Consider the following 26,420-nt stretch of genomic DNA (forward strand, 5'->3'; position numbering starts at 1 on the left):
GGTCGAGGGCGCGGCGGGCGGGTCGGCGGAGGGCGGCCGATCACCGCGAGAGCCTCGCGGAGATCCGCAGCTGGATGATCGAGAGCACGAGGGTGATGAGGAACAGGACCACCGCGAGGGCCGCCCCGTACCCGGTGTTCCCGAGCACGAACGCCTGCTGGTAGAGCTGGAAGCCGATCGTGGAGGTCGAGTAGCCGGGGCCGCCCCCGGTGAGCACGAAGAACTGGGTGAAGGCCTGCAGGGACGAGATCGAGGAGATGATCACGACGAACGCCACGTAGGGGATGAGCTGCGGGAGGGTGACGCGGCTGAACTCCTGCCAGGGGTTCGCGCCGTCGACCTTCGCCGCCTCGGAGAGCTCCCCGCTCGTGGTCATCAGTCCGCCCACGAACACGAGGACCAGGAATCCGACCTCGTGCCAGACCGAGTAGACGATGATCGAGAGCATCGCGTAGCGGGAGTCGCCCAGCCAGTCGATCACCGGCAGGTGCAGGAGCGAGAGGATCCCGTTGGCGAGTCCGAAGCGCGGGTTGAAGATCCACAGCCAGATCAGTGCCGTGGCGACCCCCGGGGCGATGTAGGCGAGGAAGAAGCTGGTGCGGGCTGCCGCCATGATCTTCGAGCCGCGACGCACCAGCAGTGCGAGCAGCAGGGCGAGGATCGTGCCGACGACGACGTTGGCGATCACGAAGTAGCAGGAGACGCCGAAGGTCTGCCAGAACGACGGGTTGGTGCTTCCCGAGAGCATGTCCCGGTAGTTGCCCAGGCCGATGAACTCGCTCATCGCGGGGTTCAGCTGATTCCAGTCGAAGGCCGAGACCCGGAAGGTGTACAGCGTCGGGAAGATCGTCCAGATCCCGAAGATCGCGATCGCAGGGGCCACGAAGAGGTAGGCGATCGGCGAGGTCAGGGCGCGGCGGGCACGGCTGCGGCGGCGGGCGGGGCCGGTGCGGGGCGCGGGGTTCCCCGGCCGGCCGGCCCCGGTCCGCGGGAGCGTCTGCGGGAGGGAGCTCTCACTCGTCGACATGGCCGCTCACCACCTCGAGGATCCGGTCCTGGACGGCTCCCGCGCCCTCGCCGAGCCGGCGCTCGAGGGCCCCTCCGAGCGCCTCGACGAGCGCGTGCTGCGCCAGCCGCGAGGGGCTGTGGAACTCGTCCTGGTAGTGACGGTGCGGGAGCGGCGTGATGTGGGTGCGGCCGACGGCCTGCTCCAGCGGCGTGCCCAGGAAGGCGGTCAGCGCGATGGTGCGCGCACCCGCACCCGCGGCCGCGCGCACGCAGCGCAGGGTCTGGGCGTTCACACCGGAGGCGGAGATCGCCATGCAGAGGTCCTCGGGTCCCAGCGCGGCCGCGGCGATCTCCGCGTCCAAGGGGTCGGACGGCGAGACCACGGTGACCCCCAGGCGCAGCAGGCGAGCGCTGAGCGCCCCGCCCACGGAGGCGCTCAGCCCGCCGGCGACCACGAGCACCCGGCGGGCGGTGGCGAGATCGGCGACGGTGCTCTGCAGAGGATCCTCCTCGAGCATGTCGGTGGCCTGCACCGTCTGCTCGGCGAGGGCTCGGGCCGCGCCGATCACCGTGTCCGGGGCCGCCTGTGCGCCGCTGCGCTCACCGGCCGCGTCGCGCACGGCGAGCACCCGCAGCTGCTGGAAGCCGGTGTACCCGAGGCGCTGGCAGGTCCGCACGACGCTCGCCCGTGAGGTGCCCGAGAGCTCGGCCACCTGGGCGGTGGACAGCTCCGGCAGCTCCTGGGCGTGGGAGAGGAGGACGCGTGCGACCTGTTCCTCGGCTGGGCCCAGGGTGGGCGCGGCGGCCGCGAGGCGGGAGGCGAGCGCGGGGGCGAGCGCGGTCGCGCTCGCGCGGGTCGAGGAACGCGGTGCGCTCATCGGGCGAGGTCCCGGCTGGGGGCGAAGGCCTCGGCGTCGGCGGCGAAGCGGCGCAGGGCCGGCAGCAGCTCGGACAGCTGGTGGCCCCGTTGGACGGCGAGGGCCTGCGGAGGCAGTGCACTGTCCCCCCAGGCACCGGTGATGAGCATGCCCACGGCGCCGAGGTCGACGGCGGGGGCGACGTCGTTGCGCCAGTTGTCGCCGATCGAGACGAGGTGGTGCGCGGGCTCGTCGCCGAGCACGGCGCGCAGGTGCTCGGGCATGCGGGAGGGCTTCTTCGCGCCGACGACGATCTGGTCGAAGCGCCCGCGCACGCCCAGGTGGACGAGGGTCTCGTCCATGCCGACGGCGGGAGAGTTCGTCAGCAGGGCGCGGCGCACGCCGGCCTCGGAGAGCTCGTCCAGGAGGTCCAGCAGGCCCTCCGGGGGACGCACGCCCAGGTCGTCGTGGACGAGACGGCGGCGGGAGTCGAGGTAGGCCTCGGAGAGCTCGGCACCGAGGATCGGTCGGGCGAGCGCGGCGAGGGCGACGTAGGCGTCGGCGTGATGGTCGGACGAGCGGCCCGCCATCCAGTCCTCGAAGCGGGAGCGGACGCTGCGCGCGTCGTCCGCCTGCATGCGGGCGCAGGCCGCCTCGGCGTAGGCGAGGACGGGACCATCACCCAGGCACACGGTGCCGTCGAAGTCGAAGACCACGACGGGACCCCCGGCGGGATGCAGGGAGGTCGACAGCGGCGGGGTGTCCGGGATCACGGTGCGAGCCTAGGCCGCGCTGGAACGGGTGACCAGACTCTCCGGAACATCCGGAACGGATGTTCGTCGGGTGTTCACGCCCCGTCCGCGGCGCCATGCCCGCGACATGCACGACGGCCCGGCACCTGCAGGAGGTGCCGGGCCGTCGACTGCTGCGGGAGGGGTTCTCAGTCGAGGTAGTCGCGCAGGACCTGCGAGCGCGAGGGGTGGCGCAGCTTGCTCATGGTCTTCGACTCGATCTGGCGGATCCGCTCGCGGGTCACGCCGTAGACCTTGCCGATCTCGTCGAGCGTCTTGGGCTGGCCGTCCTCAAGGCCGAAGCGCATGGAGACCACACCGGCCTCGCGCTCGGAGAGGGTGTCCAGCACCGAGTGGAGCTGCTCCTGGAGGAGGGTGAAGCTCACCGCGTCCGCGGGCACGATCGCCTCGGAGTCCTCGATCAGGTCCCCGAACTCGCTGTCGCCGTCCTCGCCGAGCGGGGTGTGCAGCGAGATGGGCTCGCGCCCGTACTTCTGGACCTCGACGACCTTCTCGGGGGTCATGTCGAGCTCCTTGGCGAGCTCCTCCGGGGTGGGCTCGCGACCGAGGTCCTGGAGCATCTGGCGCTGCACGCGGGCGAGCTTGTTGATGACCTCGACCATGTGCACGGGGATGCGGATGGTGCGTGCCTGGTCGGCCATGGCGCGGGTGATCGCCTGACGGATCCACCAGGTCGCGTAGGTCGAGAACTTGTAGCCCTTGGTGTAGTCGAACTTCTCGACCGCACGGATGAGGCCCAGGTTGCCCTCCTGGATGAGGTCCAGGAAGAGCATGCCGCGGCCGGTGTAGCGCTTGGCGAGGGAGACCACCAGTCTCAGGTTCGCCTCGAGCAGGTGGTCCTTGGCGGCGCGGCCGTCCTCGACGATCATGCCGAGCTCGCGGCCCTTCTTCGTGCGCACGATGCTCTCGTCGCGCTTGAGGAGCTGCTCGGCGAAGAGGCCCGCCTCGATGCGCTCGGCCAGCTCGACCTCCTGGGCGGCGTTCAGCAGCGCGACCTTGCCGATCTGCTTGAGGTAGTCCTTGACCGGATCCGCGGTGGCCCCGGCGGTGACGACCTGCTGGGCCGGGGAGTCGTCCTCGGAGGAGTCGATGACCAGGCCGCCGGACTCCTCGTCCGACTTCTGGTTCGCCTTGTGGACGCCCTTGGGGTCCTTCTCCTCGGTCTCCTCGCCCTCCTCGGGCGCCTGCTCGTCCTCCGCGGTCGCCTCGAGGTCCTCCTCGACCGCGGCCTCCTTCGCCTTCGAGGCCGTCTTCTTCTTGCCGGCGGTGCTGCCCGCGGCGCTCTTGGCGGCCGTCTTCTTCGCGGCCGTCTTCTTGGCGGGGGCCTTCTTGGTGGACTTCGCGGACGAGGCCGTCGCCTTCCCCTTCACGGGCGCGGCGTCCTTCGCGTCATCGGTCACGGCGGTCTTGTCGTCGACGGTGGTGTGCGAAGCAGTCACTGAGTTCCTTCTTCCGCCGGTCCTTCGCAGGGCCGGACCGGTGTCTCGCGGGCGAACGATGGTGCACGGGCCGATGCACCACCCGACCCGAAGGATACCTGCGTGAGGGCGCACGAAGGGGCGGTGCCGTCAAGCCTCGGGGAGTGCAACGACGCCCCAGCGGGATCTATTCCCGTGTGACGGAGGTCTCCGCACCGGGGTGGCGCGGCGCCCGGGGCTCTGGGTCTCAGGCGGCGATCGCGTCGGCGTGCTTCACGGCGAGCACGGGGCACGGGCTCTCGAGGACCACGCGCCGCGCGGACGCCCCGAGATTGAGCTTGCCGATGCGGGACTTCCGACGCAGGCCGATCACGATCATGCGGGCGCCGGCCTCATGGACGACCTGCAGCAGGAAGTCGCCCACGTCGAGGTCCTCGCCCGTGCGGACCTCGACCTGCGGCGGCTCGGCGATGCCCAGGGCGTCGATCGCGGCGCCGACCCTCGCCGCATCGGCGACGGTCCGCCCCGCCTCGGGGTCGTGGTACGCATGGGACGCGACGACGAGGGTGTCACCGCCCCGTTTCGCCTCCCGGGCCGCGGCGGCGAGCGCCGCGTCCCCCTGGGCTGACGGGGAGTATCCGACGACGACGCTCATGGAGCACCCGGACCCTTCTGTCGGGACGTCCTGGCCGGTGGGCCCGCATCTGCGGTCCTGCCTGCCGGCCGCGGGACGCCGATGGCGTGGCTGGGTCTGGAGCCTAACCCTCCAGGAGGTCGCCGATCCACTCGCGCAGCGAGGGGTGGGGCAGCAGGAACCCGTCGTGGCCCTGCGGGCTGTCGATCACGTGGTGGTGCACGTCGGGGATCTCCTGGGCGGCCTCGGCCACGAGATCCGGCGGGAAGAGGCGATCGCTCGAGATCGCGACCAGGAGGGTGCGCGCCTGCACGCGGTGCAGCGCGGCGGCGGTGCCGCCCCGGCCGCGGCCCACGTCGTGGGTGCTCATGGACTCGGCGAGGCGCACGTAGGAGTTCGCGTCGAAGCGGCGGGCGAGCTTGTCCGCGTGGTGGTCGAGGTAGCTCGTGACCTGATGGCGGCCCCCGTCGAGCACGTCCTCCTCCCCCTGGGACCGGTTGGAGAAGCGCTCTTCGAACTCGGCGCCGGTGCGGTAGGTGATGTGGGCGATGCGGCGTGCTGCGCCGAGCCCCTGATCGGGGCCCTCGCCGTCGGAGCGGTCGTAGTAGTCGCCGCCGTGGAACCCGGCGTCGGCGCGGATCGCGGCGATCTGGGCGCTGTTCCAGGCGATCTGATCGGCGCTCGCCCTGGCCGAGGAGGCGATCACGGCCAGACGCTCGACCTGCTCGGGCGCGCTCACCGCCCACTCGAAGGCGCGCATGCCGCCCATGGAGCCGCCGATCACGAGCGCCCACTTCTCGATGCCGAGCTGCGTGGCCAGGAGCTGCTCCGCCGAGACCTGGTCGCGCATGGTCACCCGCGGGAAGCGCGCGCCCCAGGGGCGCCCGTCGGGGGCGGCGGTGCTGGGACCGGTGGTGCCCTGGCAGCCGCCCAGGGCGTTGGGTGCGACGACGAAGAAGCGGTCGGTGTCCACGGCGCGGCCGGGACCCACGAGATCGCTCCACCAGCCGGCCGTCGCGTGGGAGGGCCCGGCCTCGCCGATCACGTGGGAGTCGCCGGTGAGCGCGTGGAGCACGAGCACCGCGTTGGAACCGTCGGGGGCGAGCTCGCCCCAGGTCTCGAAGGCCAGCTCGACGTCGTCGAGGCGCTCTCCGGATTCGAGCTCGAGCGCGCCGACCCGGGCGAAGCGACGGTGCCCCGGTCCGTGCTCGGGTCGCCAGGCGCCGGACGCAGGGACCTCGGGACCGGAGCCATGGACCCGCGCTCGTGCCGGAGCGGCCGACGTGCTCGGGACGGTCGAGGCGGTCATGCGATGAGCCCTCCAGGGGTCGGGGTGGTCGGGTTCCGCGCTCTCGCCCGCCGCCGTCCGCCGGATGACGGGCCCGGGACCGCCTCAGGCGGTCGCGGGTCTCCAGGCGGGGCGGACCCTGGCGCGGGCGATCTGCAGTAGGAAGAGTGCCAGAACCTCGTCCTCTCCGCGCATCTCGATCTCCTGGGCGAGATCGTCGGCGGTCGCGAAGCGGTGGTTCCACCAGGACAGGACGGCGAGCGTCGTTCCCAGTGCGACCCACGCCTCGGCGCTCGCCCCGACCATCGGCGCCCTCCCGGTCCCCTCGCATGCCATCCGCATCTCATGAAGCGCCTCGAACCATTCCCCACCTGCACAGATACGGGATGCGGGTCGAAGCGAGGGGTCGGCGGCGAGCCTCGCGACGAGCCCCACCAGCCCGTCGATACCACCGTCGGCCCCGTCCTCCTCGAGGCCCGCGAGGACGTGCAGGAGCGAGAGCGCGGCGTCGGGCGCGGCGAGCAGATCGCGCATCCCGGCGAGCGGTTCACAGTGCGACATCGAGAGGTCGGCGGCCGCTCCCCGGGTGCGCGCCCGCCGCAGCGCCGCCGGCAGGGCATGCCAGCGGGCAGAGGTCTCGAAGGCCCCGGGGCGGCCCCCGGGCACGCCCTCCGCGGAGGCGAGGCCCCGCAGGACGTCCCCGAGCTGCCGCAGCCCGCGCTCGGCGGCGGGGTCGTCCTCGGGAACCCGACGCCCGGCATGGATCTCCTGGACGCCCACGAGGGTGTCGCGAGGGGCCGTCAGCGGTGCGGGCCACTGCTGGACGCGCAGGGCGAAGGTGCCGTCCTCCTCCGGCGTGAGGGAGAAGGAGTCCGCGCATCCGCCCGAGACCACCCAGGCCTCGGGCACGTCGAACCCGTCCGGCCCGCACAGCGCCGCCGCGCGCACCACCTCCAGGGCGACCCTGCGGGCGTCGTCGGCACGGGACTGCTCGACGGCCTCCCACCCGTCCCCCGCGAGCACGAGCACGAAGGCGCCGTCGCAGCCCGCCCGGTCCAGGAGCGCGAGATGGCGCGGCAGGTCCACGCCTCCCGGCCCGTCGCCGACGTCGCGCAGGGCGACACGGGTGGCCAGGGGCGAGAGACGGCGGCCGCTGTGCCCGATCATCACCAGGCAGTCGCGCGGCACGCAGCCGAGCGTCACGCGCGCCTCGGCGAGGAGCTCGGAGGGATCGTCCGCCCGCAGGGTGCGCGGGGCCGATTCCCGAGGGGGCGATTCCTGCCGGACCGGGCGGGACCGCGGGGCCTGCCGGTCCCGGGGCAGCGGGCCGTCCGTCGCGCACGGAGAGGGAGGTGTCCTCGAGGCCCCCGCAGGGGAGCCTGACGAGGAGTCGGAGGGGAGGCGGTGCGCGGGGGATGTGCTCATGCCCCCGAGGCTTCCTCGCCATCTCCTCCACGACCACGCCCCGGAACGGATTGGGGACAAGTGCGCGCTGGGGAGGACCGATGGGGGACGCACGGGAGGCCCAGGGCCCGGCTCGAGGCGGCTCGGCGCCGGAGGGAGCGCGGTCCTCCCGCCTGCGGACATGGGAGGATCAGGACGTCCCGCCGAAGGAGCAGCCCCTGATGACCAGTTCCGATCTTCCGTCCGCCCCGAGCGAGCTCGACGCGAGCTTCCACGAGCTGCTGCAGCAGGTGCTGACCGATGAGCTCGACGCGCGTCGCGCTCAGCTCGCGGCGATCGCCCCCGAGGCTTCCGGGCTCGTGGACTCGCTGCGCGCCTTCCTCGTCGGAGGCAAGCTGCTGCGCCCGCGCCTGTGCTTCGGTGCGGCGCGCGCGTGCTCGACGTCGGCCGAGGACCCGGACGAGCTGCTCGCCCTGGCTCGCCTCGGCGGCGCGATCGAGCTGCTGCAGGCCGCCGCCCTGCTGCACGACGACCTCATCGACCGCTCCCCCACCCGGCGCGGCAGACCCGCCGTGCACGTGGAGATGGCGGAGCTGCATCGCGCCCAGGGACTGCGCGGCGAGGCCGACCGCTTCGGGGGCGCCGTCGCGATCATCCTCGGTGATCTCGCGCTGAGCTGGGCGCGCGACCTGGCCGATGCCGATGCCCTCCCCGGGGCTCAGACGCGCATGCGGGACGCCCGCGCCCAGTTCTCCTCGCTCGCGACGGAGGTCATGACCGGCCAGTTCCTCGACGTGCTGCATCAGGAGGGAGGGTTCCGCTCCCCCGCCGACGACGAGGCGGCGGCCCTCGCCGTGATCCGCTGGAAGACGGTCTCCTACTCCGTGCGGCGCCCGGTGCTCATGGGAGCCGCACAGCAGGGGGCGGACGATGCGGTGCGCCAGCAGCTCGATGCCTGGTCGGAGGCGATCGGCACGGCCTTCCAGCTGCGCGACGACCTGCTCAGCGTGGTGGGGGACGAGCATTCGACGGGGAAGCCCACCGGCGGCGACGTCCGCGAGGGCAAGCGCACCGTCCTCCTGGCGCGCACGCGCGCGAGCGCGGCGGCCCACGAGGACGCGCGCGGGCTCGACCTGCTGGACCGGGTGGTGGGCCGCGAGGATGCCGACGACGACGCGATCGAGGCCGTCCACGACCTCATGCACGCCACCGGAGCGGTCTCCTCCGTCGCCGCGGACATCCGTGCGCTGTCGGCACGGGCCGAGGCCGAGCTCGCCGGCGCTCCCGGCCTCGAGGCGGAGGGGCGCGAGGGCCTCGTGCGGCTCGGCCGCGCGGCGACCGATCTCACCGGCCTCGACGTCGACCGCTAGGCGGGCTCACGGGCCGACGCGCCGCACGCACCAGCGCCCCGCACCGAGGGGGTCCCGGGCGCCCGCGGCCCAGCGGATCGTGGACGGATCAGAAGCCGAGCGCCTGGGCGCGGCGGCGGACCTCTCCGCGCCGCCCCGCGCGCAGCTCGTCGATCGGCCGGCCGGGCAGGGAGTCGTCCGGGGTGAAGAGCCAGCGCAGCAGCTCCTCGTCCTCGAAGCCGGCGTCGCGCAGAACGGTGATGGTGCCCGCGACGTACGGCGTGAGCTCACCGTCCTTGATGAGCTCGGCGGGCACGCAGCGCACCTTCGGCGTACCACGGCGGATCTCGACCAGGGAGCCGTCGTCGACCATCCGCCGCACGGCCGACACCTCGACGCCGAGCTCCTCGGCCGCGTCGGGCAGCGGCAGCCAGCTGCCGATCAGATCGTCCAGGGAGGTCTCGGGGGTCTCGTGCTGTGCGCTCACCCCTCAAGGGTGCCACGCCCCGCGGGTTCCCGCCGACAGCCTGAGCGGTTCCTGAGTGCTCGTGTCGCTGCGGGACGGCGTGCGCGTGCGGCCGTACAGTGAGCCTCGTGAGCGCGCCTGCCACTTCCCCTGACACCGGCGTGCTCCTCGACGACCGCTATGCCGTCGAGGAGCTGATCGCCCGCGGCGGTATGGCCACGGTCTATCGCGGACATGACGAACGTCTGGACCGCACCGTGGCCCTCAAGATCATGCATCCGCACCTCGCCGTCGACGAGCAGTTCCGCCGCCGCTTCGCCCGCGAGGCCCGCAGTGCGGCCCGACTCGCCCATCCGCACGTGGTCGGGGTGTTCGACCAGGGCGAGGACGACGACCGCATCTACCTCTCGATGGAGCTCATCGAGGGCGGGACGCTGCGCAACCGCATCACCGACGCCGGGCGGCTCACCGTCCGCGAGGCCCTCGAGGACACCGAGCAGATCCTCGAGGCGCTCGACGCCGCGCACACCGCGGGCATCGTGCACCGCGACATCAAGCCCGAGAACATCCTGCTCGCCCCCGGCGGCTCCGTGAAGGTCGCCGACTTCGGGCTTGCCCGCGCCATCGGCACCGCGAACACGTCGGCCAGCAGCACGCTGCTGGGGACGGTCGCCTACATCAGCCCCGAGGTCGTCACCCGTGGGCACTGCGATGCGCGCAGCGACCTGTACTCGCTGGGCGTGGTCCTCTACGAGATGCTCACCGGGATCCAGCCGTACACCGGTGAGCAGGCGGTGCACATCGCCTTCCAGCACGTGCACGAGGACATGCCCGCACCGTCGGCCCGCGTCTCGACCGTCCCCCGCGAGGTGGACTCCCTGGTGACCTGGGCGTGCGCCCGCGATCCGCAGCACCGTCCCCGTGGCGCCGGCGATCTGCTCGCGGGCGTCCGCGACCTCCTGCGCACCCTGCCCGCCGCGGTGCTCGACGCCGCGCCCTCCGAGCTCCACGACGTCGACACCCAGGACGTTCCGCGCCTGACCGCGCACCTGGACGACGTCGACCTCGCCGGTGAGGCCGCCGCCCGCGCCTTCCCGCTCGCCGCCCGCCTCGGCGCCGACGACGCGCCGGACGACGACGAGAACGGGGGCGCCGAGAGCGGGCCGGCCCGCATCGACGAGCCGGAGGCCGCCGAAGCAGGGGGCGCCGCCCCCGCCGCCCCCGCCGACACCGCCTCCCCCGCACAGGACGACGCGTCCTCCGCGGAGGACGCCGGAGCCTCCTCCCGCGAGGTGGCCCTGCCCGCGGTGCGCCCGCGACGCGGCCGGCACCTCGCCCGCCCGCTGCGCGGCACCTCGCGCGGCCTGCGGGCGGCGGCCGTGCTCGCCGTCGTCGGCTCGCTCGCCGCGGGCGGAGCGAGCGCCGGTCACTGGTACCTGCACGAGGGGCCCGGCGGCGATCGCACCGTCCCCGCCCTCGCGGGCACCGACCTCGATGCGGCCGACGCCTCCCTCACCTCGCAGGACCTCGAGACGGCGACGAGCGAGGCCTTCAGCGACTCCGTGCCCGCCGGGCACGTGATCTCCTCGACCCCCGCGGCGGGGACCCTCCTCAAGAGGGACGAGAGCGTGAAGCTCGTCGTCTCCAAGGGGGTCGAGACGTTCCCCGTCCCCACGGTCACCGGGAAGAGCCTCGAGGACGCGAAGAAGGCCGTCGAGGACCAGGGGCTCACCCTCGTCCAGGACGACGGCGAGTACTCCGAGAAGGTGCCCTCCGGCCAGGTGATCTCCCAGTCGGCGGCCCAGGACGCACTCCCCGAGGGCGGCGAGGTGCACGTGGTCGTCTCCAAGGGCCGCGTGCCGATCTCGATCCCGGACCAGACCGGGCGCAGCGAGGACCAGGCGCGCAGCGCCCTCGAGGACGCAGGCTTCACCGTGACCACGTCCACGAAGCACTCGGACGTGGCCAAGGGCAAGGTCGCCTCCCAGTCGCCCGCCGGCGGCAGCGCGCACCGCGGGGACACGGTGCAGCTCGTGATCTCCTCCGGACCGGAGATGGTGAAGGTCCCGAACGTCTTCAACAAGAGCGAGAAGGACGCGAAGGCGGCCCTGACGAAGGCGGGCTTCACGCCCAAGGTCCAGTACGACCGCGGCGCGCCCGTGCTGGGCACCGTCTACGCGCAGTCGACCAACGGCGGCGAGAAGGCCGCGAAGGGCTCGACCATCACGATCTCGGTGTTCTGAGACGGCAGGAGGGCCGACGGTTCCCCGTCGGCCCTCCTGCCGCGTCGTTCAGCGACCCACGTCGCGGTCCGCGGGCCTCAGCGGACGTCCTGTCCGAGCATCTCGGCGACGAGGAATGCGAGCTCGAGGGACTGCTGGTGGTTCAGCCGCGGGTCGACGAGCGTCTCGTAGCGGCGCTCGAGGCCGGCCTCGTCGATGTGCCCGGTGCCGCCGAGCACCTCGGTGACGTCGTCGCCGGTGAGCTCCATGTGCAGGCCCGCCGGGACCGTGCCCAGCGCCCTGTGGACCTCGAAGAACCCGCGGACCTCCTCGAGGATGTCCTCGAAGCGTCGCGTCTTGTACCCGTTGGACGAGGTGATCGTGTTCCCGTGCATGGGGTCGGTGACCCAGGCCGGGGTGGCGCCCGCGTCGCGCACGCCCTCGACGAGGCCGGGCAGCACGTCGCGGATCTTCCCCGCGCCCATCCGGGAGATGAACGTGATGCGCCCGGGCTCGCGCTCGGGGTCGAGGGTGTCGATGAGGCGCAGCGCGTCGTCGACGGTCGAGCTCGGGCCGAGCTTCACGCCGATGGGGTTGCGCAGGCGCGACATGAACTCGACGTGCGCGCCGTCGAGCTGACGGGTGCGCTCGCCGATCCACAGGAAGTGGCCCGAGCAGCCGTAGATCTCGCCGGTGCGGGAGTCGATGCGGCTCATCGCCTCCTCGTAGTCCAGCAGCAGCGCCTCGTGCGAGGCGTAGTACTCGACGCTCTGCAGGGCCTCGAAGTCGGCCCCGATGGCCTCCATGAAGCGCACGGCCTTGTCGATCTCGCGGGCGATCTGCTCGTAGCGGTCGTAGCCGGGGCCGCGCACGAACCCCTGGTTCCAGCTGTGCACCTCGCGCAGGTCCGCGAAGCCGCCGCTGGTGAAGGCCCGCATGAGGTTCAGGCTCTGGGCGCTCGTGGTGTACATCTCCCACAGGCGCTGCGGATCGGGGCGGCGCGCCTCGGGGGTGAACTCGAAGCCGTTGACGGCGTCGCCGCGGTAGGTGGGCAGGGTGAGGCCGTCGCGGGTCTCCATGTCCGACGAGCGGGGCTTGGCGAACTGGCCGGCCATCCGCCCCATCTTGATCACGGGGACGGACGCGCCGTAGGTGAGGACGGCCGCCATCTGCAGGATCGTGCGGATCTTGGCGCGGATGCGGTCCGCCGTGGAGTCCGCGAAGGTCTCGGCGCAGTCGCCGCCCTGCAGCAGGAACGCCTCTCCGCGCGCGGCGTCGGCCAGGCGCGAGCGCAGCACGTCGACCTCACCGGCGAAGACCAGCGGCGGGGCGGCGCGGAGCCGGTCGAAGACGGCTGCGCGCTCGCCCTCGTCGGGCCACGACGGCTGCTGCACCCGGGGATACTCGCGCCAGGTCCCGAGCGCGGCGAGCTCCTCGCTCGTCGAGGACAGGGAGAAGGCGTGGGCGCGGGCCGGCGTGTGGTGGGTCGTGGAGGTCACCGGGTCACCCTACCGAGAACCGCGCGCACCGCGCGCGGGCGCCCGTGCGCGGCGGCCCGTCGCACGGATCGCACACCGGCGGTGCGGAAGCGGCGGGGGCCGGTCGGCCCCGTCCGACGCGGTCAGCGGGACGCGCGCGTCGTCCGCGGGGCGGACTCCCCGCGCGCGAGCGCGGCCTTGACGTCGGCCGCATACGTGTCGACGTAGTCCTGACCCGTCAGCTGCTGGACATGCAGCATGAGCAGGTCGGTGAGCAAGCGCGCGGCCTGCGGATCCGCGCGGGCCGCCTCGAGGTCCCCGAGCGCGTCGGCGGGGTCGATCGGCTCCCCGACGAGCACCTCGATGCGCGGGCGCCGGCGCGGGACGATCCGCCGCCCGCGCTGCGCCTCGAAGCTGCCGAGCATGCCAATCGGGACCAGCGGGGCCCCGGTCGCGATCGCGAGGCGCGCAGCCCCCGTCTTGCCGCGATGCAGACGGCCGTCGGGGCTGCGCGTCCCCTCGGGATAGATGCCCAGCAGCTCCCCGCTGCGCAAGATCCGCAGGCCGGCCTCGATCGCACCCTCCGAGGCGCTGCCCCCGTTGCGGTCCACGGGCATCACCCCCAGGGAGCGCATGAGGCGCCCGAAGCCGCGGGAGGCCAGGGAGGTGCCGGAGAAGAAGTCGGACTTGGCCAGAAAATGCACGGTGCGCCGCACCTGGGCGGGCATGAAGACGGTGTCGGCGCCGGAGAGATGACTGCTCGCGAGGATCGCGGGGCCCTCATCGGGAATGTGCCGGGCACCGGAGATCCGCGGCGCGTAGACCACGCGCAGCACGGCGGCGACCACGGGCTTCGCGACCTCGTAGAGCATCGGCGGTGTCCTCGTCGATCGTTCTGTCCTCGGGCGGGCCCCATCGGTGCGGGCCAGGTGCGACCATGGGGGCATGGCCTTCAGCGAGCTGTCCCAGCCGTGGCGGAGCGCGCCCCACTCTAACCCGGCGGGCGGTCTCCTCCTGTGCCACGGCTTCACCGGGACGCCGCACGCCGTGCGCCCCTGGGCCGAGGACCACGCCGCCCACGGCTGGGACGTGCGCACTCCGCTGCTCCCCGGGCACGGCAGCACCTGGCAGGAGATGTCCGCCTCCACCTGGCAGGACTGGTACCGGACGGTGCGCGAGAGCGCCCTGGAGCTGCAGCGCGAGCACGGCACGATCGGCGTGGGCGGCATCTCCATGGGCGGGACCCTGGCCGCCGCGCTCGCCGAGGACCCCGCCGTCGCACCGCACATCGGTGCGCTGGTCCTGGTCAACGCCGCCATGGTCGACTCCCCCGTCTGGGCCCTCGCACCCGCGCTCTCCCGCCTCGTGCCCTCCGTCGGGGCGATCGCCGGGGACATCCGCCGCGAGGACGTCGTCGAGGAGGCCTACGACCGCACACCGCTGCGCGCCGTCGGCGAGCTGCGGGCCCTCGTGCGCCGCACCCGCGAGGGCCTCGGCCGGATCACGGCTCCCGCTCTCGTGGCGGTCTCCCCGCAGGACCGCACGGTCCCGCCGCGCTCGAGCGACGTGATCGCCTCCCGGGTCGCGGGCCCCGTGGAGAGGATGACGCTGGGCGCGAGCGGGCACCTGGCGACCCTCGACCACGACGCCGAGGACCTCTTCGCCCGTTCCCGCGCCCATCTCGTGCGCCGGATGCCGACGAGCACGGAGACACGCCGATGAGCACGCCGAGCACGCCGGCTCCGGAGCCGGAGGAGGCGGGCGACGAGGGCGGCCGCCGCGACTTCGACGAGGAGTTCGCCCGGATCGTGGACGCCGAGGGGATCGCCCCGCGGCCCGAGGCGCCCTCCGCGTCGGCCCCCGGGATCCGCGACGAGCCCGAGAATCCCGACGACCCCGAGGACCCCGAGGACGAGGTGCTGCTCGGGGACTTCGAGCCCCCTGACCCCGATCTGCCCCCGGCCTCGGACTACGCGGTGTGGTCGTGGACCGCTCTCATCGGGGGCGTCCTGCTCGCGCTCCTCGCCGCCGTGCTCGACTCGATCCCTACGTGGGCCGGCGCCCTCGGCGGCATCGCCGCCGTCGGAGGCCTCGTCGCGCTGATCGCCCGTGTCCCGCCGGATCGCTCCGACCCGACGGACGGCGCCCAGGTCTGAGCGGTCTCAGGCGTCCTGACGGGCGAGGTCGGCGGCGCCGATCATCCCGGCGCCGTTGCCCGTGCGGGCCACCGCGAAGCGGGCGAGCGGCCGGTGCCCGCGAGCGACGAGCTCGGAGGCGTACGCGGTGCGGGCGGGATCCAGCAGCAGGTCCCCGGCGCTGCTGACGCCCCCGCCGACGACGAAGATCTCGGGATCGAGCACGGCGCTCAGGCTCGCCGCTCCGTATCCGAGCCAGTGGCCGAGCTCGGCGAGCAGCGCGAGCGCCCCCTCGTCGCCCTCCTGGGCGGCATGGGTGACCATCGGGCCGTCGATCGCGGATGCGTCCCCTCCCGCCCGCTCGAGCAGCGGGGCGTAGAGCGGCTCCGAGGACACGGCGCGGGCGCGGGCGGCGCGCACGAGCGCCGTGCCCGAGGTGTACTGCTCGAGGCAGCCGCGACGGCCGCAGCCGCACCACTGGCCCTCGGGCACGAGGTTCATGTGCGCGACCTCCCCCGCGAAGCCGCCGCTGCCGCGCACGAGGCGGCCATCGAGGACGAGCGCCCCGCCCAGCCCCGTGCCCACGGTGAGCATGAGCATGTCCGAGGCGTCCTGGGCGGCGCCGAAGCGGAACTCCGCCCAGCCCGCGGCGTTGGCATCGTTCTCGACGACGACCGGGAGGTCGATGCGTCCCTCGACCTCGTCGGCGATCGCGGCGTCGCGCCAGGCCAGGTTCGCCGCGAAGACGATCGTGCGGCGGTCGGCGCCCACGAATCCCGCCGCGCCGATGCCCACCGCGGCCACCTCGTGGTCCTCGCGCAGCTCGTGCACGGCGTCCACGACCGCGGACTGGATGAGGTCCTGGTCCGTGGCAGGGGTCACGCGCCGAGTGCTCGCGACGATGCGTCCCTCCTCGTCCACGACGCCTGCGGCGATCTTCGTGCCGCCGATGTCGACGCCGATCGAGTGCATGGGACCCCTTCCGGTCTGTGCGCCGTGCGCGCGGAGCGCGATGCGCATGGTGGACGCTGCGCGTGTCGCCGGGGCGCCGCGGGAAGCGGCCCCCACGCTCCGCCGCGCCCGCCCATCGTACGGTCTCGCCTGCCGTAGGATGCAGGCCAGACCAGGTCCCGAGAGCGCCGGCGACGCGGCCGGCGCGCAGATGGGTCCGCCGACGAGAACGTCCGGGACCGCCCCACGGGGTCCCGATCGAAGGAGCCTCCGTGAAGCAGTACGGCACCCCGGCCAATCACCGCAGCCGCGAGGACGAGAACACCACGGATCTGCTGCTGGAGCGCCACGCGCGTCACTCCGGCACCCCGATCTTCGAGCTGCGCGAGGGCGACGGGCCCTTCCGCCCGCTCTCCTCCACCGACTTCCTGCTGCAGGTGCAGGCGCTGGCCAAGGGCTTCATCGCCGCGGGCGTGAAGCCGGGCGACGTCGTCGCGATCATGGCCCGCACGAGCTTCGACTGGGTGCTCGTGGACTGGGCGCTGTGGTTCTCCGGTGCCGTCTCCGTCGCGATCTACGAGACCTCCTCCCCCTCGCAGGTGCAGTGGATCGCGAGCGACTCCGGGGCGCGCTTCGCGGTCGTCGAGTCCTCCCGCCACCGCGAGGACCTCGAGTCGGTGCGGGGCGAGCTGCCGGACCTGGAGAAGATCTGGGTGATCGACGACGGCGACCTCACGTCGATCACCGACGGCGGCTCGGGGATCAGCGCCGAGGAGCTCGAGGAGCGCAGGACCTCGCGGCGCCTGGCCGATGTCGCGACCCTCATCTACACCTCGGGCACGACGGGGCGGCCCAAGGGCGTCGAGCTCACGCACGGCAACTTCGTGGACACGGCGCGCAGCGCCGTCGGCTTCCTCGGCGACGAGGTGCTGCCGACGGCATCCCGCGCCCTGATGTTCCTCCCCCTCGCGCACGTCTTCGCGCGCCTCCTGCACGTCACCCAGACGCTCGCGGGGGCGACCACCGCCTTCACCCCGGACACCAAGAACCTGCTGCCCGACCTCGCCGCCTTCCAGCCCACCTTCCTGCTGGCCGTGCCGCGCGTCTTCGAGAAGGTCTACAACGGCGCCGAGCAGAAGGCGATCACGGGGGGCAAGGGAAAGATCTTCGCCGCCGGCGCCGACACCGCGGTGGCCTATTCGAAGGCGCTGAGCGCGGGCCGGGTGCCCCTCGCCCTGCGCGCGAAGCACAAGCTCTTCGACCTCGTCCTGTACCGGACGCTGCGCGGGGCCATGGGCGGGCACGTGCGCTGGTCCGTCTCCGGCGGGGCGCCGCTGGGCGACCGTCTGGCGCACTTCTTCCGCGGCATCGGCGTGACGATCCTCGAGGGGTACGGGCTCACCGAGACCACGGCGCCCGTGGCCGTGAACCTGCCCTGGGACGTCAAGCCGGGCACCGTCGGCCCGCCGCTGCCCGGAGGGAGCGTCGCGATCGCCGACAACGGCGAGCTGCTCGTGAAGGGGGTCATGGTCTTCCGCGGCTACCACGGGAACCCCGAGGCGACCCGGGCCGCCTTCGAGGACGGCTGGTTCCGCACCGGCGACCTCGCGACCCTGGACGACGACGGCTCGATCACGATCATCGGCCGCACCAAGGAGCTGCTGGTCACCGCCGGCGGGAAGAACGTCTCCCCCGCCCCGCTCGAGGACGCCCTGCGCGCCCACCCGCTCATCAGCCAGTGCATCGTCGTGGGCGACCAGAAGCCGTTCGTCGCCGCGATCCTCACGCTCGACGAGGAGATGCTCCCCACCTGGCTGAAGAACCACGGCCTGCCCGAGATGACGATCGCCGAGGCGGCGGAGGACGAGACCGTCCGAGGGGCCCTGCAGGAGGCGGTCGACGCCGCGAACACCTCGGTGTCCCGCGCAGAGTCGATCCGCGTGTTCGAGGTGATCGACACCGACTTCACCGAGGAGAACGGGTACCTCACCCCCTCCCTCAAGCTCAAGCGCAACGTCGTCACCAAGGACTACGCGGACCTCATCGAGACCATCTACTCCCGCCCGAAGAAGGACTGAGGCCAGGAGACGACGGTCGTGCGCCGTCGGTCCTGAGCCGTCGTCCGTGACGCCCCGGCGCTCCCCCGCCGGAGGCGCCGCCCCGGATGTCCGCCCCTCGTCCTAGTCTTCGATCATGACCGCTCCCCTGCGCTCCGGCCGCCGCCGGCAGCTGAGCTTCGCCGATCTCGGCACTCCGCTCGAGGAGGCCGAGATGGTGGTCGTGGACCTCGAGACCACGGGCACCGATCCGTCGCAGGACGCGATCACCGAGATCGGCGCGGTCAAGGTGCGCGGCGGGGAGGTGCTCGGCGAGTTCCGCAGCTTCGTGGACCCCCAGCGCCCGATCCCCGCCTACATCGCCTCCCTCACCGGCATCTCCGACGCGACCGTGCGCGGGGCGCCGCGCATCGAGGCGGTGCTCCCGATGTTCCTGGACTTCGCGCACGACGCAGTGCTGGTCGCTCACAACGCCCGCTTCGACGTCGGCTTCCTGCGCTCCCAGGCGGCCCGGCTCGAGATCACCTGGCCCTCCCCTCCCGTCCTGGACACCCTGGCCCTCGCTCGCAGCGTCTTCAAGCGCGACGAGGTGCGCGACCACAAGCTCGGCACCCTCGCCGCGCATGTGGGCGCCCAGGTGACGCCGGACCACAGGGCCCTGTCCGACGCGCGCGCCACGGTCGACGTGCTGCACGCGATCATCGCCCGGCTGGGCGATCGCGGCGCGCGCACGGTCGAGGACCTCGCCTCGGCCCATCGCAAGGTCTCTCCCGTCCAGGCCCGCAAGCGCCACCTCGCCGACACCGTGCCGCCGGTGCCGGGCGTCTACCAGTTCGTCGACCGCGAGGGCGGCGTGCTGTACGTCGGCACCTCGCACGACCTCCGCTCGCGGGTGCGCACCTACTTCAGCGCCTCGGAGACCCGCCGCCGCGTGCTCGACGTGCTCCCGCGGCTCCACGAGATCCGCACCATCGAGTGCGCCTCCCGTCTGGAGGCGTCCGTGCGCGAGCTGCGGATCATCGCCCGCGAGCAGCCGCCCGCCAACCGCCAGGGCCTGAAGCCGGAGAAGGCGCTCTGGCTGCGCCTGGGCCCGGGGGCCGACGGTCTGCGCGCGGCCCGCATCGCACGGAGCGAGGACGACGGCTCGGCGCAGATCGGTCCGCTGCGCTCGCGCCATGACGTGGAGCCGCTGCGAGCCCTGCTCACGGACGCGGTGATGGGCCGCGGCGCCTCCCTCGAGGGCGCGGGCGGCTCCGGCGCGACCGGGGCGGGACGCCGCCTGGATCCCGAGCCCCATGCACGGATCCGACGGGCGATGCTCGAGGATCCCGCACCGGTGATCGCGCACGCCGCGGCACGGATGCGCGCGCACGTCGGAGCGCATCGCTTCGAGGACGCCGCGAGGATCAAGGGGCAGGCCGAGGCCTTCCTGGCCGCTGCCCAGCGCGCCCAGCGGCTGCGCGCTCTCGCGGCCTGCCCGATGCTCGTCGCCGCGCGACCCGCCGAGCCGCGTCGCCATCCCGCCGGTGCATGGGAGCTGCTGGCGGTGCGCGCGGGGCGCCATGCGGGCACCGCGATCGTGCCCCGCGGGACGGATCCGGTGCCGGTCGCGCGCGAGCTCGCGCGGCGCGGCGCCGGGATCCCGCTCGAGGAGCTCCCGTCGGGGCCGCTGTGCCACGGCCATCATCAGGAGTCCGAGCTGCTGCTCCACTGGCTCGAGGGCGAGGGGATGCGCCTCGTCGCCGTCGAGGGGACCTGGGCGGTGCCCCTGCGCGCCCGGTTCGATCCGCAGACGCTGCAGGCGGCCTTCACGAGCGCCGACTAGGCTGAGCACGCACCCGAGGCCCGGCCGACACCCTGGAGGACAGCATGATCACCGCGATCGTCTCGATCATCGCCCGCAGCGACCGCATCCCGGAGGCCGCCCAGGAGATCACCGCCGTCCCCGGCGTCGACCACGTCTACTCGGTCACGGGCGACGTGGATCTCATCGCGATCGTGCGCGTGCGCGAGCACGAGGATCTCGCGGGCGTCATCGCCGACCGCATCAGCAAGATCGACGGCGTCGTGGACACCTCCACGAACATCGCCTTCCGCACCTACTCCAGCCAGGACCTCGAGGTCGCCTTCGACCTCGGCTCCGACGGCTGAGGCCGCCCGTCTCCCGAGCCGAACCGCGTCCCGACCTGCGCTACCGCTCCTCGCCGACGAAGCGCTGGGTGGTCCGCGCCCAGGCCTCGAGCAGTCGGGCGGGCGCCCCGGAGTCGAGCACGGCGCTCGCCTCCTCGAAGGCCCGCCGGAAGCGGTCCTCGAAGGCCGCGTCCTCGCCCGCGGTCCCGGATCCCGCGCCGATGCCATCGTGCGCGAGCAGTCCGGCCGCGGCGTTGAGGAGCACCGCGTCCCGCACGGCTGACGTCCCCTCTCCCGCGTAGAGGTCGCGAGCCACCTGCGCGTTCTCGTCGGCGGAGCCGCCGCGCAGGGCCTCGGCCCCATGACGGGGGATGCCGAGCAGCGCCTCCGGATCCAGCACGTGCTCGTGCACGCTCCCGCCGCGCACCTCCCAGACGTCCGAGGGCGCGCCCACGGTGAGCTCGTCGAGGCCGTCCTGGCCGCGGAACACCAGAGCGCTCGTGCCGCGCCCGGCGAAGACCCCGGCCACGACCGGGGCCATCACGGAGCTCGCGACGCCGACCGCGCTCGCCAGGGGCTTCCCGGGGTTCGTGATCGGACCGAGCACGTTGAACACCGTCGGGATGCCGAGTCCCTTGCGCGCCTCCGCCCCGAACCGCATGGAGGGGTGGAAGACCTGCGCGAACAGGAACGCGATCCCGAGCTCGTCGAGCAGCTGCGCGGAGCGCTCGGCCGGCAGGTCGAGCCGCACCCCGAGGGCGTCCAGCACGTCGGCCGATCCCGATCGCGAGGTGGAGGCGCGGTTGCCGTGCTTGACCACGCGCCGCCCGCTCGCGGCGATGATCACGGAGGCCATCGTGGAGATGTTCACCGTGTGCGCGAGGTCCCCTCCGGTGCCGACGATGTCGACCGCCCGGCGGTCCACGTCGAGCTCCCGCGCGTGCGCGACCATCGTGTCCGCGAGCGCGCCGAGCTCGACGCTCGTCACGCCCTTCGACTCGAGCGCGACCAGGAAGCCGGCGAGCTGGAGCGCGGACGCGTTCCCGGACATGACCTCGTCCATCGCCCAGGCCGCCTGCGCGGCGTCGAGATCCTCGTGGCGGACCAGTCGGGCGGTCAGGGACGCCCAGGTCGGCGAGGGCGCGGATGCGGTGGCGGACATGTGCCGATCATCCCATCCCGGGCCCGCTCGTGCGCGTGCGCCCGGATGTCAGGATCCCCAGCTGAGAGGCCCTCGCCACAGAGCGTGTCCAGGTTCGTGACAGCGTGTCGTGAGGGTTATGCTGGCGGGGTCCGTCAGGGCCTCGCGCCCCAGCGGTTCCCCAGGTCGGCCGTGTACCCGGGGCATCGAATCTGACGACACGGCATAATGGTGACGTGACTACTGCGACTCTGCCCCAGCGCACAGGCCCTGCCCCCGCAGTCGGCCGCCCGAACTCCACGCAGATCGGCACGCTCGTCTGGCTCTCCAGCGAGCTGATGTTCTTCGCCGGCCTCTTCGCGATGTACTTCACGCTGCACGCGATGGTCCCCGAGACGTTCGTCGCGGGCGAGGAGCACTTCACCCACGACTTCGCGATCGCCAACACGATCATCCTGGTGCTGAGCTCCGTGACCTGCCAGATCGGCGTCATGGCCGCCGAGGGCGTGCTGCCCTGGGCCAAGGGCGAGTCCCGCAAGGGCCGCACCGGCTCGATCTTCAACATCGCCGGGTGGGGCGTCATCGAGTGGTACACCCTGACCTTCCTCATGGGCGCGGTCTTCGTGTCCGGGCAGGCCTTCGAGTACACCGAGCTGGCCGAGGCCGGCGTCTCCCTCAGCAGCTCGCCCTTCGGCTCGGTCTTCTACCTCGCCACCGGCTTCCACGGCCTCCACGTGATCGGCGGCCTCATCGCGTTCCTGTTCGTCCTCGCCCGGGCGTTCTCCGCGAACGAGTTCACCCAGCACGAGAAGATCAGCGCCATCTGCATCTCCTACTACTGGCACTTCGTGGACGTGGTCTGGATCGGACTGTTCTTCGTCGTGTACCTGATGGACCCGCTGCTCAACGGCACGGTCCCGTGGAACTTCGAGTTCTTCTCCTCCCTCTTCTGATCCTCCGGATCCCCCGGCCCCGGGGGTCCCTTCCCGCCCGCCCCGCACACCGAAACGAGGTCCTCATCGTGAAGGCACTCGCAGCGCGTCGACACCACCCGCTGGCGTTCGTCGCGATCCTGCTGCTCGCGCTCGTCGCGACCGGCGGCCTGTACGCCGCGTTCCAGCCGCGCAGCGCCCAGGCCGAGTCGTACACCCAGGACGACGTCGACAAAGGCGAAGATCTGTTCCTGGCCAACTGCGCGAGCTGCCACGGCACCAACGCGCAGGGCATGCAGGACGACTCGGGCAACACGCTCGGCCCGTCGCTGATCGGCGTCGGCGCAGCCGCGGTCGACTTCCAGGTCGGCACCGGCCGCATGCCGATGCAGAACTCCGGTGCGCAGGCGTGGCGCAAGCCCCCGCAGATGAACGACGAGCAGACCCGTCAGCTCGCGGCCTACGTCGCCTCCCTCGGCCCCGGCCCGTCGGTCCCCGACGAGGAGGCGCTCGACTCGAAGGACGCCGACCTCGAGAACGGCGGCAACATCTTCCGCGTGAACTGCGCCATGTGCCACAACGCGGCCGGCGCCGGCGGCGCCCTGACCCGCGGCAAGTTCGCGCCGTCGCTCAGCGGCGTCGAGTCGAAGCACATCTACGAGGCCATGGAGACCGGCCCGCAGAACATGCCCGTCTTCAACGACGACAACATCTCCGCCTCCGACAAGCGCGACGTCGTCGCCTACCTCAAGGCGCTCGATGAGCAGGGCTCCCCCGGCGGCATCTCGCTGGGCTCCTTCGGTCCCGTGACCGAGGGCCTGTACGCCTGGACCATCGTGCTCTCCCTCCTCGTCGGCTGCGCCGTGTGGCTGGGGGCGAAGGCGAAGTGAGCGACCACGTGAACGAGAACCGCGAGTCGGAGGCACGGTCCTCCTCGGTGAGCACGATCGCTCCCAAGGAGGGCGGCGGCTTCCCGAACCCCGGGCTCCCTCCCCACGTCCACCGCCAGGCCGACGAGAACCCGCGGGCCGCGAAGCGCGCCGAGCGCATGGTCGCCGCGATGTTCGTGCTCTCCGTCCTGGGCACCGTCCTGTTCGTCGCCAGCTACTTCATCTTCACGCCGCTGGGGACGAACCTGCTGGGCACGCCGGGCACGCTGCACGCGGTGCACTGGTCCAACCTGTTCACCGGCCTCGGCCTCGCGGTCGCCGTGTTCTTCATCGGCGCGGCCGCGGTGCACTGGGCCAAGACCCTCATGCCCGATGAGGAATGGGTCGAGGAGCGTCACCACATCGAGGGCTCTGACGAGACCCGTGAGGTCGCCGCGTCGATCATCACCGACGGCCTCGAGGAGTCCGGCGTCGGGCGTCGCCCCGTGATCGTGACGGCCATGGTCGCCGCGCTCACCGCTCTGCCGATCGCGGTGCTCGCGCCCCTGTCGACCTTCGGCCCCCTCCCGGGCAACAAGCTGCACCACACGTTCTGGAAGAAGGGTCTGCGGATCACCCGCGACACCGACGGGACCCCGGTGAAGGCCTCCGAGGTCGCCATGAACTCGATCTTCCACGTCATGCCCGAGGGCCTGACCGAGGACATGGAGGACTACCTCGAGCAGCGCGCGAAGGCGGCTGCGGTGCTCATCCGCATCGACCCGGCGCTGGGGCAGAACCAGGACAGCCTGGACCACGGGTACCAGGGCATCCTCGCCTTCTCGAAGATCTGCACCCATGTGGGCTGCCCGGTCGCGCTGTACGAGCAGCAGACGCATCACATGCTGTGCCCGTGCCATCAGTCGACGTTCGACGTCACCGACGGCGCGAAGGTGATCTTCGGCCCCGCGCACCGCCCGCTCCCGCAGCTCCCCATCGAAGTCGACGCCGAGGGCTACCTCGTCGCCGGCGGCGACTTCCCCGAGCCCATCGGTCCCAGCTTCTGGAACCTGCACAAGGACAAGTGATCTGATGGCGACCACGACTCCCACCCGTCCTCGCACGGAGGCCCCCGCGGACTCCGGCTCCGAGGGCCGCATGCTCAAGCTCGGCGCCGTCGGCGGCGACTGGCTGGACCGCCGCGTCTCCGGCGCGGGCCTGGTCCGGTTCTTCGGGCGCAAGATCTTCCCGGACCACTGGTCCTTCATGTTCGGCGAGGTCGCGCTGTACAGCTTCGTGATCCTGCTGATCTCGGGCACGTACCTCACGATGTTCTTCGTCCCCTCGATGGATGAGGTCGTCTACAACGGCATCTACGCGCCCCTCCAGGGCGCCCACGTGTCGAAGGCCTACGAGTCCACGCTGCACATCTCGTTCGAGGTCAAGGGCGGACTGCTGTTCCGGCAGATGCACCACTGGTCCTGCCTAGTGTTCATGGTCGCGATCTTCGTGCACATGTTCCGCGTGTTCTTCACCGGCGCGTTCCGCAAGCCCCGCGAGCTCAACTGGCTCGTCGGCTTCGCCCTCATGGTGCTGGGCATGGTCGCCGGCTTCACCGGCTACTCCCTCCCGGACGACGTCCTCTCGGGCAACGGCCTGCGCGTGGTCGACGGCCTCATGAAGGGCATCCCGATCGTCGGCACCTACATCTCGATGCTGCTGTTCGGCGGGGAGTTCCCCGGGCACGACATCATCCCGAGGTTCTTCACGATCCACATCCTGCTGGTCCCCGCGGCCATCCTGGGTCTGATCGCGATCCACATGGTGATGCTGGTGCTGCACAAGCACACGCAGTACCCCGGCCCGGGCCGCACCGAGCGCAACGTCGTCGGCTTCCCGGTGTTCCCGGTGTACGCGGCGAAGGCCGGCGGCTTCTTCTTCCTGGTGTTCGGCATCATCACGCTGATCTCGGCCACCACGGCGATCAACTCGATCTGGGTCTACGGGCCGTACGACCCCTCCCCCGTCTCGGCCGGATCGCAGCCCGACTGGTACATGCTCTGGACGGACGGCGGCCTGCGCCTCATCCCGGGCTGGGAGTTCACCGTCTTCGGCTACACGGTGTCGCTGAACATCCTGCTGCCGATGGTGGTCTACGGCGGTCTGCTGGCGTTCCTCGCCCTCTACCCGTTCATCGAGTCGTGGGTGACGGGCGACGACCGCGAGCACCACCTCCTGGATCTGCCGTACAACGCCCCGGTCCGCACCGGCATCGGCGTCGCCTGGATCACCGAGTACCTGATCCTCGCGATGGCCGCCACGAACGACCTCATCGCGGTGAAGCTCCACCTCTCGATCAACGACCTGACGTGGACGTTCCGCATCGCCTTCTTCCTGGCACCGGTGATCGTCTTCTACATCACCAAGCGCCTGTGCCTGGCGATGCAGCGCCAGAAGCGGGACCTCGCCCTGCACGGCGAGGAGACCTCCAAGGTGGTCCGCATGGAGAACGGCGAGATGATCGAGATCCACGAGCCGCTCAACGAGTTCGATCGCTGGGTCCTGGTCCAGCACGACGACTACCGTCCGCTGAAGGCGGGCAAGGGCGTCTCGTCGCTGCGCGCCGCGGCCACCTCGTTCTTCTTCAAGGACCAGCTGGCCCCGGTCACCCCGACCGAGCTCCGGGAGGCCCTCGAGCACGCGGGCCACGAGCGCCACAAGATCGATGAGCTCACCGGCGGCGACTACCGCACTCCGGACGTGCGTTCGCACTGACGCACGAGCTCCCCGACGTGAGAGGGCCCGGACGGCATTGCCGTCCGGGCCCTCTCACGTCCCGGCTGCGCCGCTCCCCCAGGGCCCGTCGCTTCCCTTGACCCTGTCCGCTTCCCGGGCCCTGCCCACTCCCCGGGCCCTGCCGCCTCCCGGCGTGATCATCGGGCTCCTCTGCCGGGCCGTGCACGCAGTGCCCCGCGTCGGACGTCGACCCGACCGCCGGCTCCGCGTGCCGTCCCCGGCGCCCATGGCGTTCCGGGCCCGTCCTCGTCCCGGTGTCGCCCCGCGTCCGCGCGCTGCACAGCGCCCGCCCGCGCAGCACGGCGCGAACGGCCCCGCGACATGCAGGGGTGCACAGCCGACGGCGTCGCGACGAGCGTCGCCCGGCACCACCCCCACCGAACGCTTCCACCCCTCGCTCCGCGCCCCTGCAGGAGCACGACGAGGGCCCCGTCCGCCTCCCTGCCGGAGCAGGGAGGCGGACGGGGCCCGGG

23 protein-coding genes are annotated in these 26,420 nt (G+C 72.4%); 11 read left to right on the forward strand and 12 right to left on the reverse strand.

Annotated features, from left to right (window positions below):
• Positions 1 to 40: 40 nt before the first annotated feature.
• The 7 genes from M4486_RS06500 to M4486_RS06530 form a co-directional block, all read right to left on the reverse strand.
• Complete coding sequence (locus M4486_RS06500; RefSeq protein ID WP_249480337.1) at positions 41 to 1,027, reverse strand: carbohydrate ABC transporter permease; 987 nt, start codon at positions 1,025 to 1,027, stop codon at positions 41 to 43.
• Positions 1,014 to 1,886, reverse strand: a complete 873-nt coding sequence (locus M4486_RS06505) for a MurR/RpiR family transcriptional regulator (RefSeq protein ID WP_249480338.1) — start codon at positions 1,884 to 1,886, stop codon at positions 1,014 to 1,016. The genes M4486_RS06500 and M4486_RS06505 overlap by 14 nt, the downstream gene beginning before the upstream one ends.
• Positions 1,883 to 2,638: an HAD family hydrolase gene (locus M4486_RS06510; RefSeq protein ID WP_249480339.1), complete on the reverse strand. Its 756-nt coding sequence runs from the start codon at positions 2,636 to 2,638 to the stop codon at positions 1,883 to 1,885. The genes M4486_RS06505 and M4486_RS06510 overlap by 4 nt, the downstream gene beginning before the upstream one ends.
• 167 nt (positions 2,639 to 2,805) lie before the next feature.
• The gene (locus M4486_RS06515) at positions 2,806 to 4,146 is read right to left on the reverse strand and encodes an RNA polymerase sigma factor (RefSeq protein WP_429798338.1); all 1,341 of its coding nucleotides are present in this window, start codon (positions 4,144 to 4,146) and stop codon (positions 2,806 to 2,808) included.
• Between the two features lie 196 nt (positions 4,147 to 4,342).
• Positions 4,343 to 4,750: a universal stress protein gene (locus tag M4486_RS06520; RefSeq protein WP_249480340.1), complete on the reverse strand. Its 408-nt coding sequence runs from the start codon at positions 4,748 to 4,750 to the stop codon at positions 4,343 to 4,345.
• A 103-nt stretch (positions 4,751 to 4,853) separates the two neighbouring features.
• The gene (metX, locus tag M4486_RS06525; protein ID WP_249480341.1) at positions 4,854 to 6,038 is read right to left on the reverse strand and encodes a homoserine O-acetyltransferase MetX; all 1,185 of its coding nucleotides are present in this window, start codon (positions 6,036 to 6,038) and stop codon (positions 4,854 to 4,856) included.
• A gap of 84 nt (positions 6,039 to 6,122) precedes the next feature.
• Positions 6,123 to 7,442, reverse strand: a complete 1,320-nt coding sequence (locus tag M4486_RS06530) for a hypothetical protein (protein ID WP_249480342.1) — start codon at positions 7,440 to 7,442, stop codon at positions 6,123 to 6,125.
• A gap of 200 nt (positions 7,443 to 7,642) precedes the next feature.
• On the opposite strand from M4486_RS06530, the gene M4486_RS06535 reads away from it, so the two are divergent.
• Positions 7,643 to 8,791: a polyprenyl synthetase family protein gene (locus M4486_RS06535; RefSeq protein ID WP_249480343.1), complete on the forward strand. Its 1,149-nt coding sequence runs from the start codon at positions 7,643 to 7,645 to the stop codon at positions 8,789 to 8,791.
• A gap of 88 nt (positions 8,792 to 8,879) precedes the next feature.
• Here M4486_RS06535 and M4486_RS06540 read toward each other — a convergent pair whose 3' ends face one another.
• Positions 8,880 to 9,257, reverse strand: a complete 378-nt coding sequence (locus tag M4486_RS06540; protein ID WP_249480344.1) for an Rv2175c family DNA-binding protein — start codon at positions 9,255 to 9,257, stop codon at positions 8,880 to 8,882.
• Between the two features lie 107 nt (positions 9,258 to 9,364).
• Here M4486_RS06540 and pknB point away from each other — a divergent pair, with 107 nt between their 5' ends.
• On the forward strand, positions 9,365 to 11,479 hold the full coding sequence (gene pknB, locus M4486_RS06545) for a Stk1 family PASTA domain-containing Ser/Thr kinase (protein ID WP_249480345.1): 2,115 nt from the start codon (positions 9,365 to 9,367) through the stop codon (positions 11,477 to 11,479).
• A gap of 77 nt (positions 11,480 to 11,556) precedes the next feature.
• On the opposite strand, the gene M4486_RS06550 is transcribed toward pknB, so the two are convergent.
• Positions 11,557 to 12,909 (reverse strand): class II 3-deoxy-7-phosphoheptulonate synthase, encoded by a 1,353-nt coding sequence (locus M4486_RS06550; protein ID WP_429798339.1) that lies wholly within the window; start codon positions 12,907 to 12,909, stop codon positions 11,557 to 11,559.
• Positions 12,910 to 13,079: 170 nt separating this feature from the next.
• Positions 13,080 to 13,808, reverse strand: coding sequence for a lysophospholipid acyltransferase family protein (locus M4486_RS06555; RefSeq protein WP_249480347.1), 729 nt, complete (start codon positions 13,806 to 13,808; stop codon positions 13,080 to 13,082).
• 73 nt (positions 13,809 to 13,881) lie between these two features.
• On the opposite strand from M4486_RS06555, the gene M4486_RS06560 reads away from it, so the two are divergent.
• Together M4486_RS06560 and M4486_RS06565 are read left to right on the forward strand one after the other, a co-directional pair.
• Positions 13,882 to 14,658: an alpha/beta hydrolase gene (locus tag M4486_RS06560; RefSeq protein ID WP_249480348.1), complete on the forward strand. Its 777-nt coding sequence runs from the start codon at positions 13,882 to 13,884 to the stop codon at positions 14,656 to 14,658.
• On the forward strand, positions 14,655 to 15,092 hold the full coding sequence (locus M4486_RS06565; protein WP_249480349.1) for a hypothetical protein: 438 nt from the start codon (positions 14,655 to 14,657) through the stop codon (positions 15,090 to 15,092). The genes M4486_RS06560 and M4486_RS06565 overlap by 4 nt, the downstream gene beginning before the upstream one ends.
• Positions 15,093 to 15,098: 6 nt before the next feature.
• On the opposite strand, the gene M4486_RS06570 is transcribed toward M4486_RS06565, so the two are convergent.
• Positions 15,099 to 16,043 (reverse strand): ROK family glucokinase, encoded by a 945-nt coding sequence (locus tag M4486_RS06570; RefSeq protein ID WP_249480350.1) that lies wholly within the window; start codon positions 16,041 to 16,043, stop codon positions 15,099 to 15,101.
• Positions 16,044 to 16,294: 251 nt separating this feature from the next.
• On the opposite strand from M4486_RS06570, the gene M4486_RS06575 reads away from it, so the two are divergent.
• The 3 genes from M4486_RS06575 to M4486_RS06585 all read left to right on the forward strand — a co-directional run bounded on the left by M4486_RS06575 (position 16,295) and on the right by M4486_RS06585 (position 20,230).
• Complete coding sequence (locus M4486_RS06575; RefSeq protein WP_249480351.1) at positions 16,295 to 18,100, forward strand: AMP-dependent synthetase/ligase; 1,806 nt, start codon at positions 16,295 to 16,297, stop codon at positions 18,098 to 18,100.
• 115 nt (positions 18,101 to 18,215) lie between these two features.
• Positions 18,216 to 19,904: a DEDD exonuclease domain-containing protein gene (locus M4486_RS06580; RefSeq protein WP_249480352.1), complete on the forward strand. Its 1,689-nt coding sequence runs from the start codon at positions 18,216 to 18,218 to the stop codon at positions 19,902 to 19,904.
• A gap of 44 nt (positions 19,905 to 19,948) precedes the next feature.
• On the forward strand, positions 19,949 to 20,230 hold the full coding sequence (locus M4486_RS06585) for an Lrp/AsnC family transcriptional regulator (protein ID WP_152353118.1): 282 nt from the start codon (positions 19,949 to 19,951) through the stop codon (positions 20,228 to 20,230).
• 40 nt (positions 20,231 to 20,270) lie between these two features.
• Here M4486_RS06585 and trpD read toward each other — a convergent pair whose 3' ends face one another.
• Positions 20,271 to 21,371 (reverse strand): anthranilate phosphoribosyltransferase, encoded by a 1,101-nt coding sequence (gene trpD / locus M4486_RS06590; RefSeq protein ID WP_249480353.1) that lies wholly within the window; start codon positions 21,369 to 21,371, stop codon positions 20,271 to 20,273.
• A 215-nt stretch (positions 21,372 to 21,586) separates the two neighbouring features.
• On the opposite strand from trpD, the gene ctaE reads away from it, so the two are divergent.
• From ctaE to qcrB, 4 genes are all read left to right on the forward strand, one after another.
• The gene (ctaE, locus tag M4486_RS06595) at positions 21,587 to 22,303 is read left to right on the forward strand and encodes an aa3-type cytochrome oxidase subunit III (protein WP_249480354.1); all 717 of its coding nucleotides are present in this window, start codon (positions 21,587 to 21,589) and stop codon (positions 22,301 to 22,303) included.
• Between the two features lie 68 nt (positions 22,304 to 22,371).
• Positions 22,372 to 23,172 (forward strand): cytochrome bc1 complex diheme cytochrome c subunit, encoded by an 801-nt coding sequence (gene qcrC / locus M4486_RS06600; RefSeq protein WP_152353121.1) that lies wholly within the window; start codon positions 22,372 to 22,374, stop codon positions 23,170 to 23,172.
• A complete protein-coding gene (gene qcrA / locus M4486_RS06605) occupies positions 23,169 to 24,239 on the forward strand; it encodes a cytochrome bc1 complex Rieske iron-sulfur subunit (RefSeq protein WP_249480355.1) in 1,071 nt (356 codons plus the stop codon). The genes qcrC and qcrA overlap by 4 nt, the downstream gene beginning before the upstream one ends.
• A gap of 4 nt (positions 24,240 to 24,243) precedes the next feature.
• Positions 24,244 to 25,926: a cytochrome bc1 complex cytochrome b subunit gene (qcrB, locus tag M4486_RS06610; protein WP_249480356.1), complete on the forward strand. Its 1,683-nt coding sequence runs from the start codon at positions 24,244 to 24,246 to the stop codon at positions 25,924 to 25,926.
• Positions 25,927 to 26,420: the final 494 nt, after the last annotated feature.

The organism is Brachybacterium kimchii (assembly GCF_023373525.1).
GTDB classification, from domain to species: Bacteria; Actinomycetota; Actinomycetes; order Actinomycetales; family Dermabacteraceae; genus Brachybacterium; species Brachybacterium kimchii.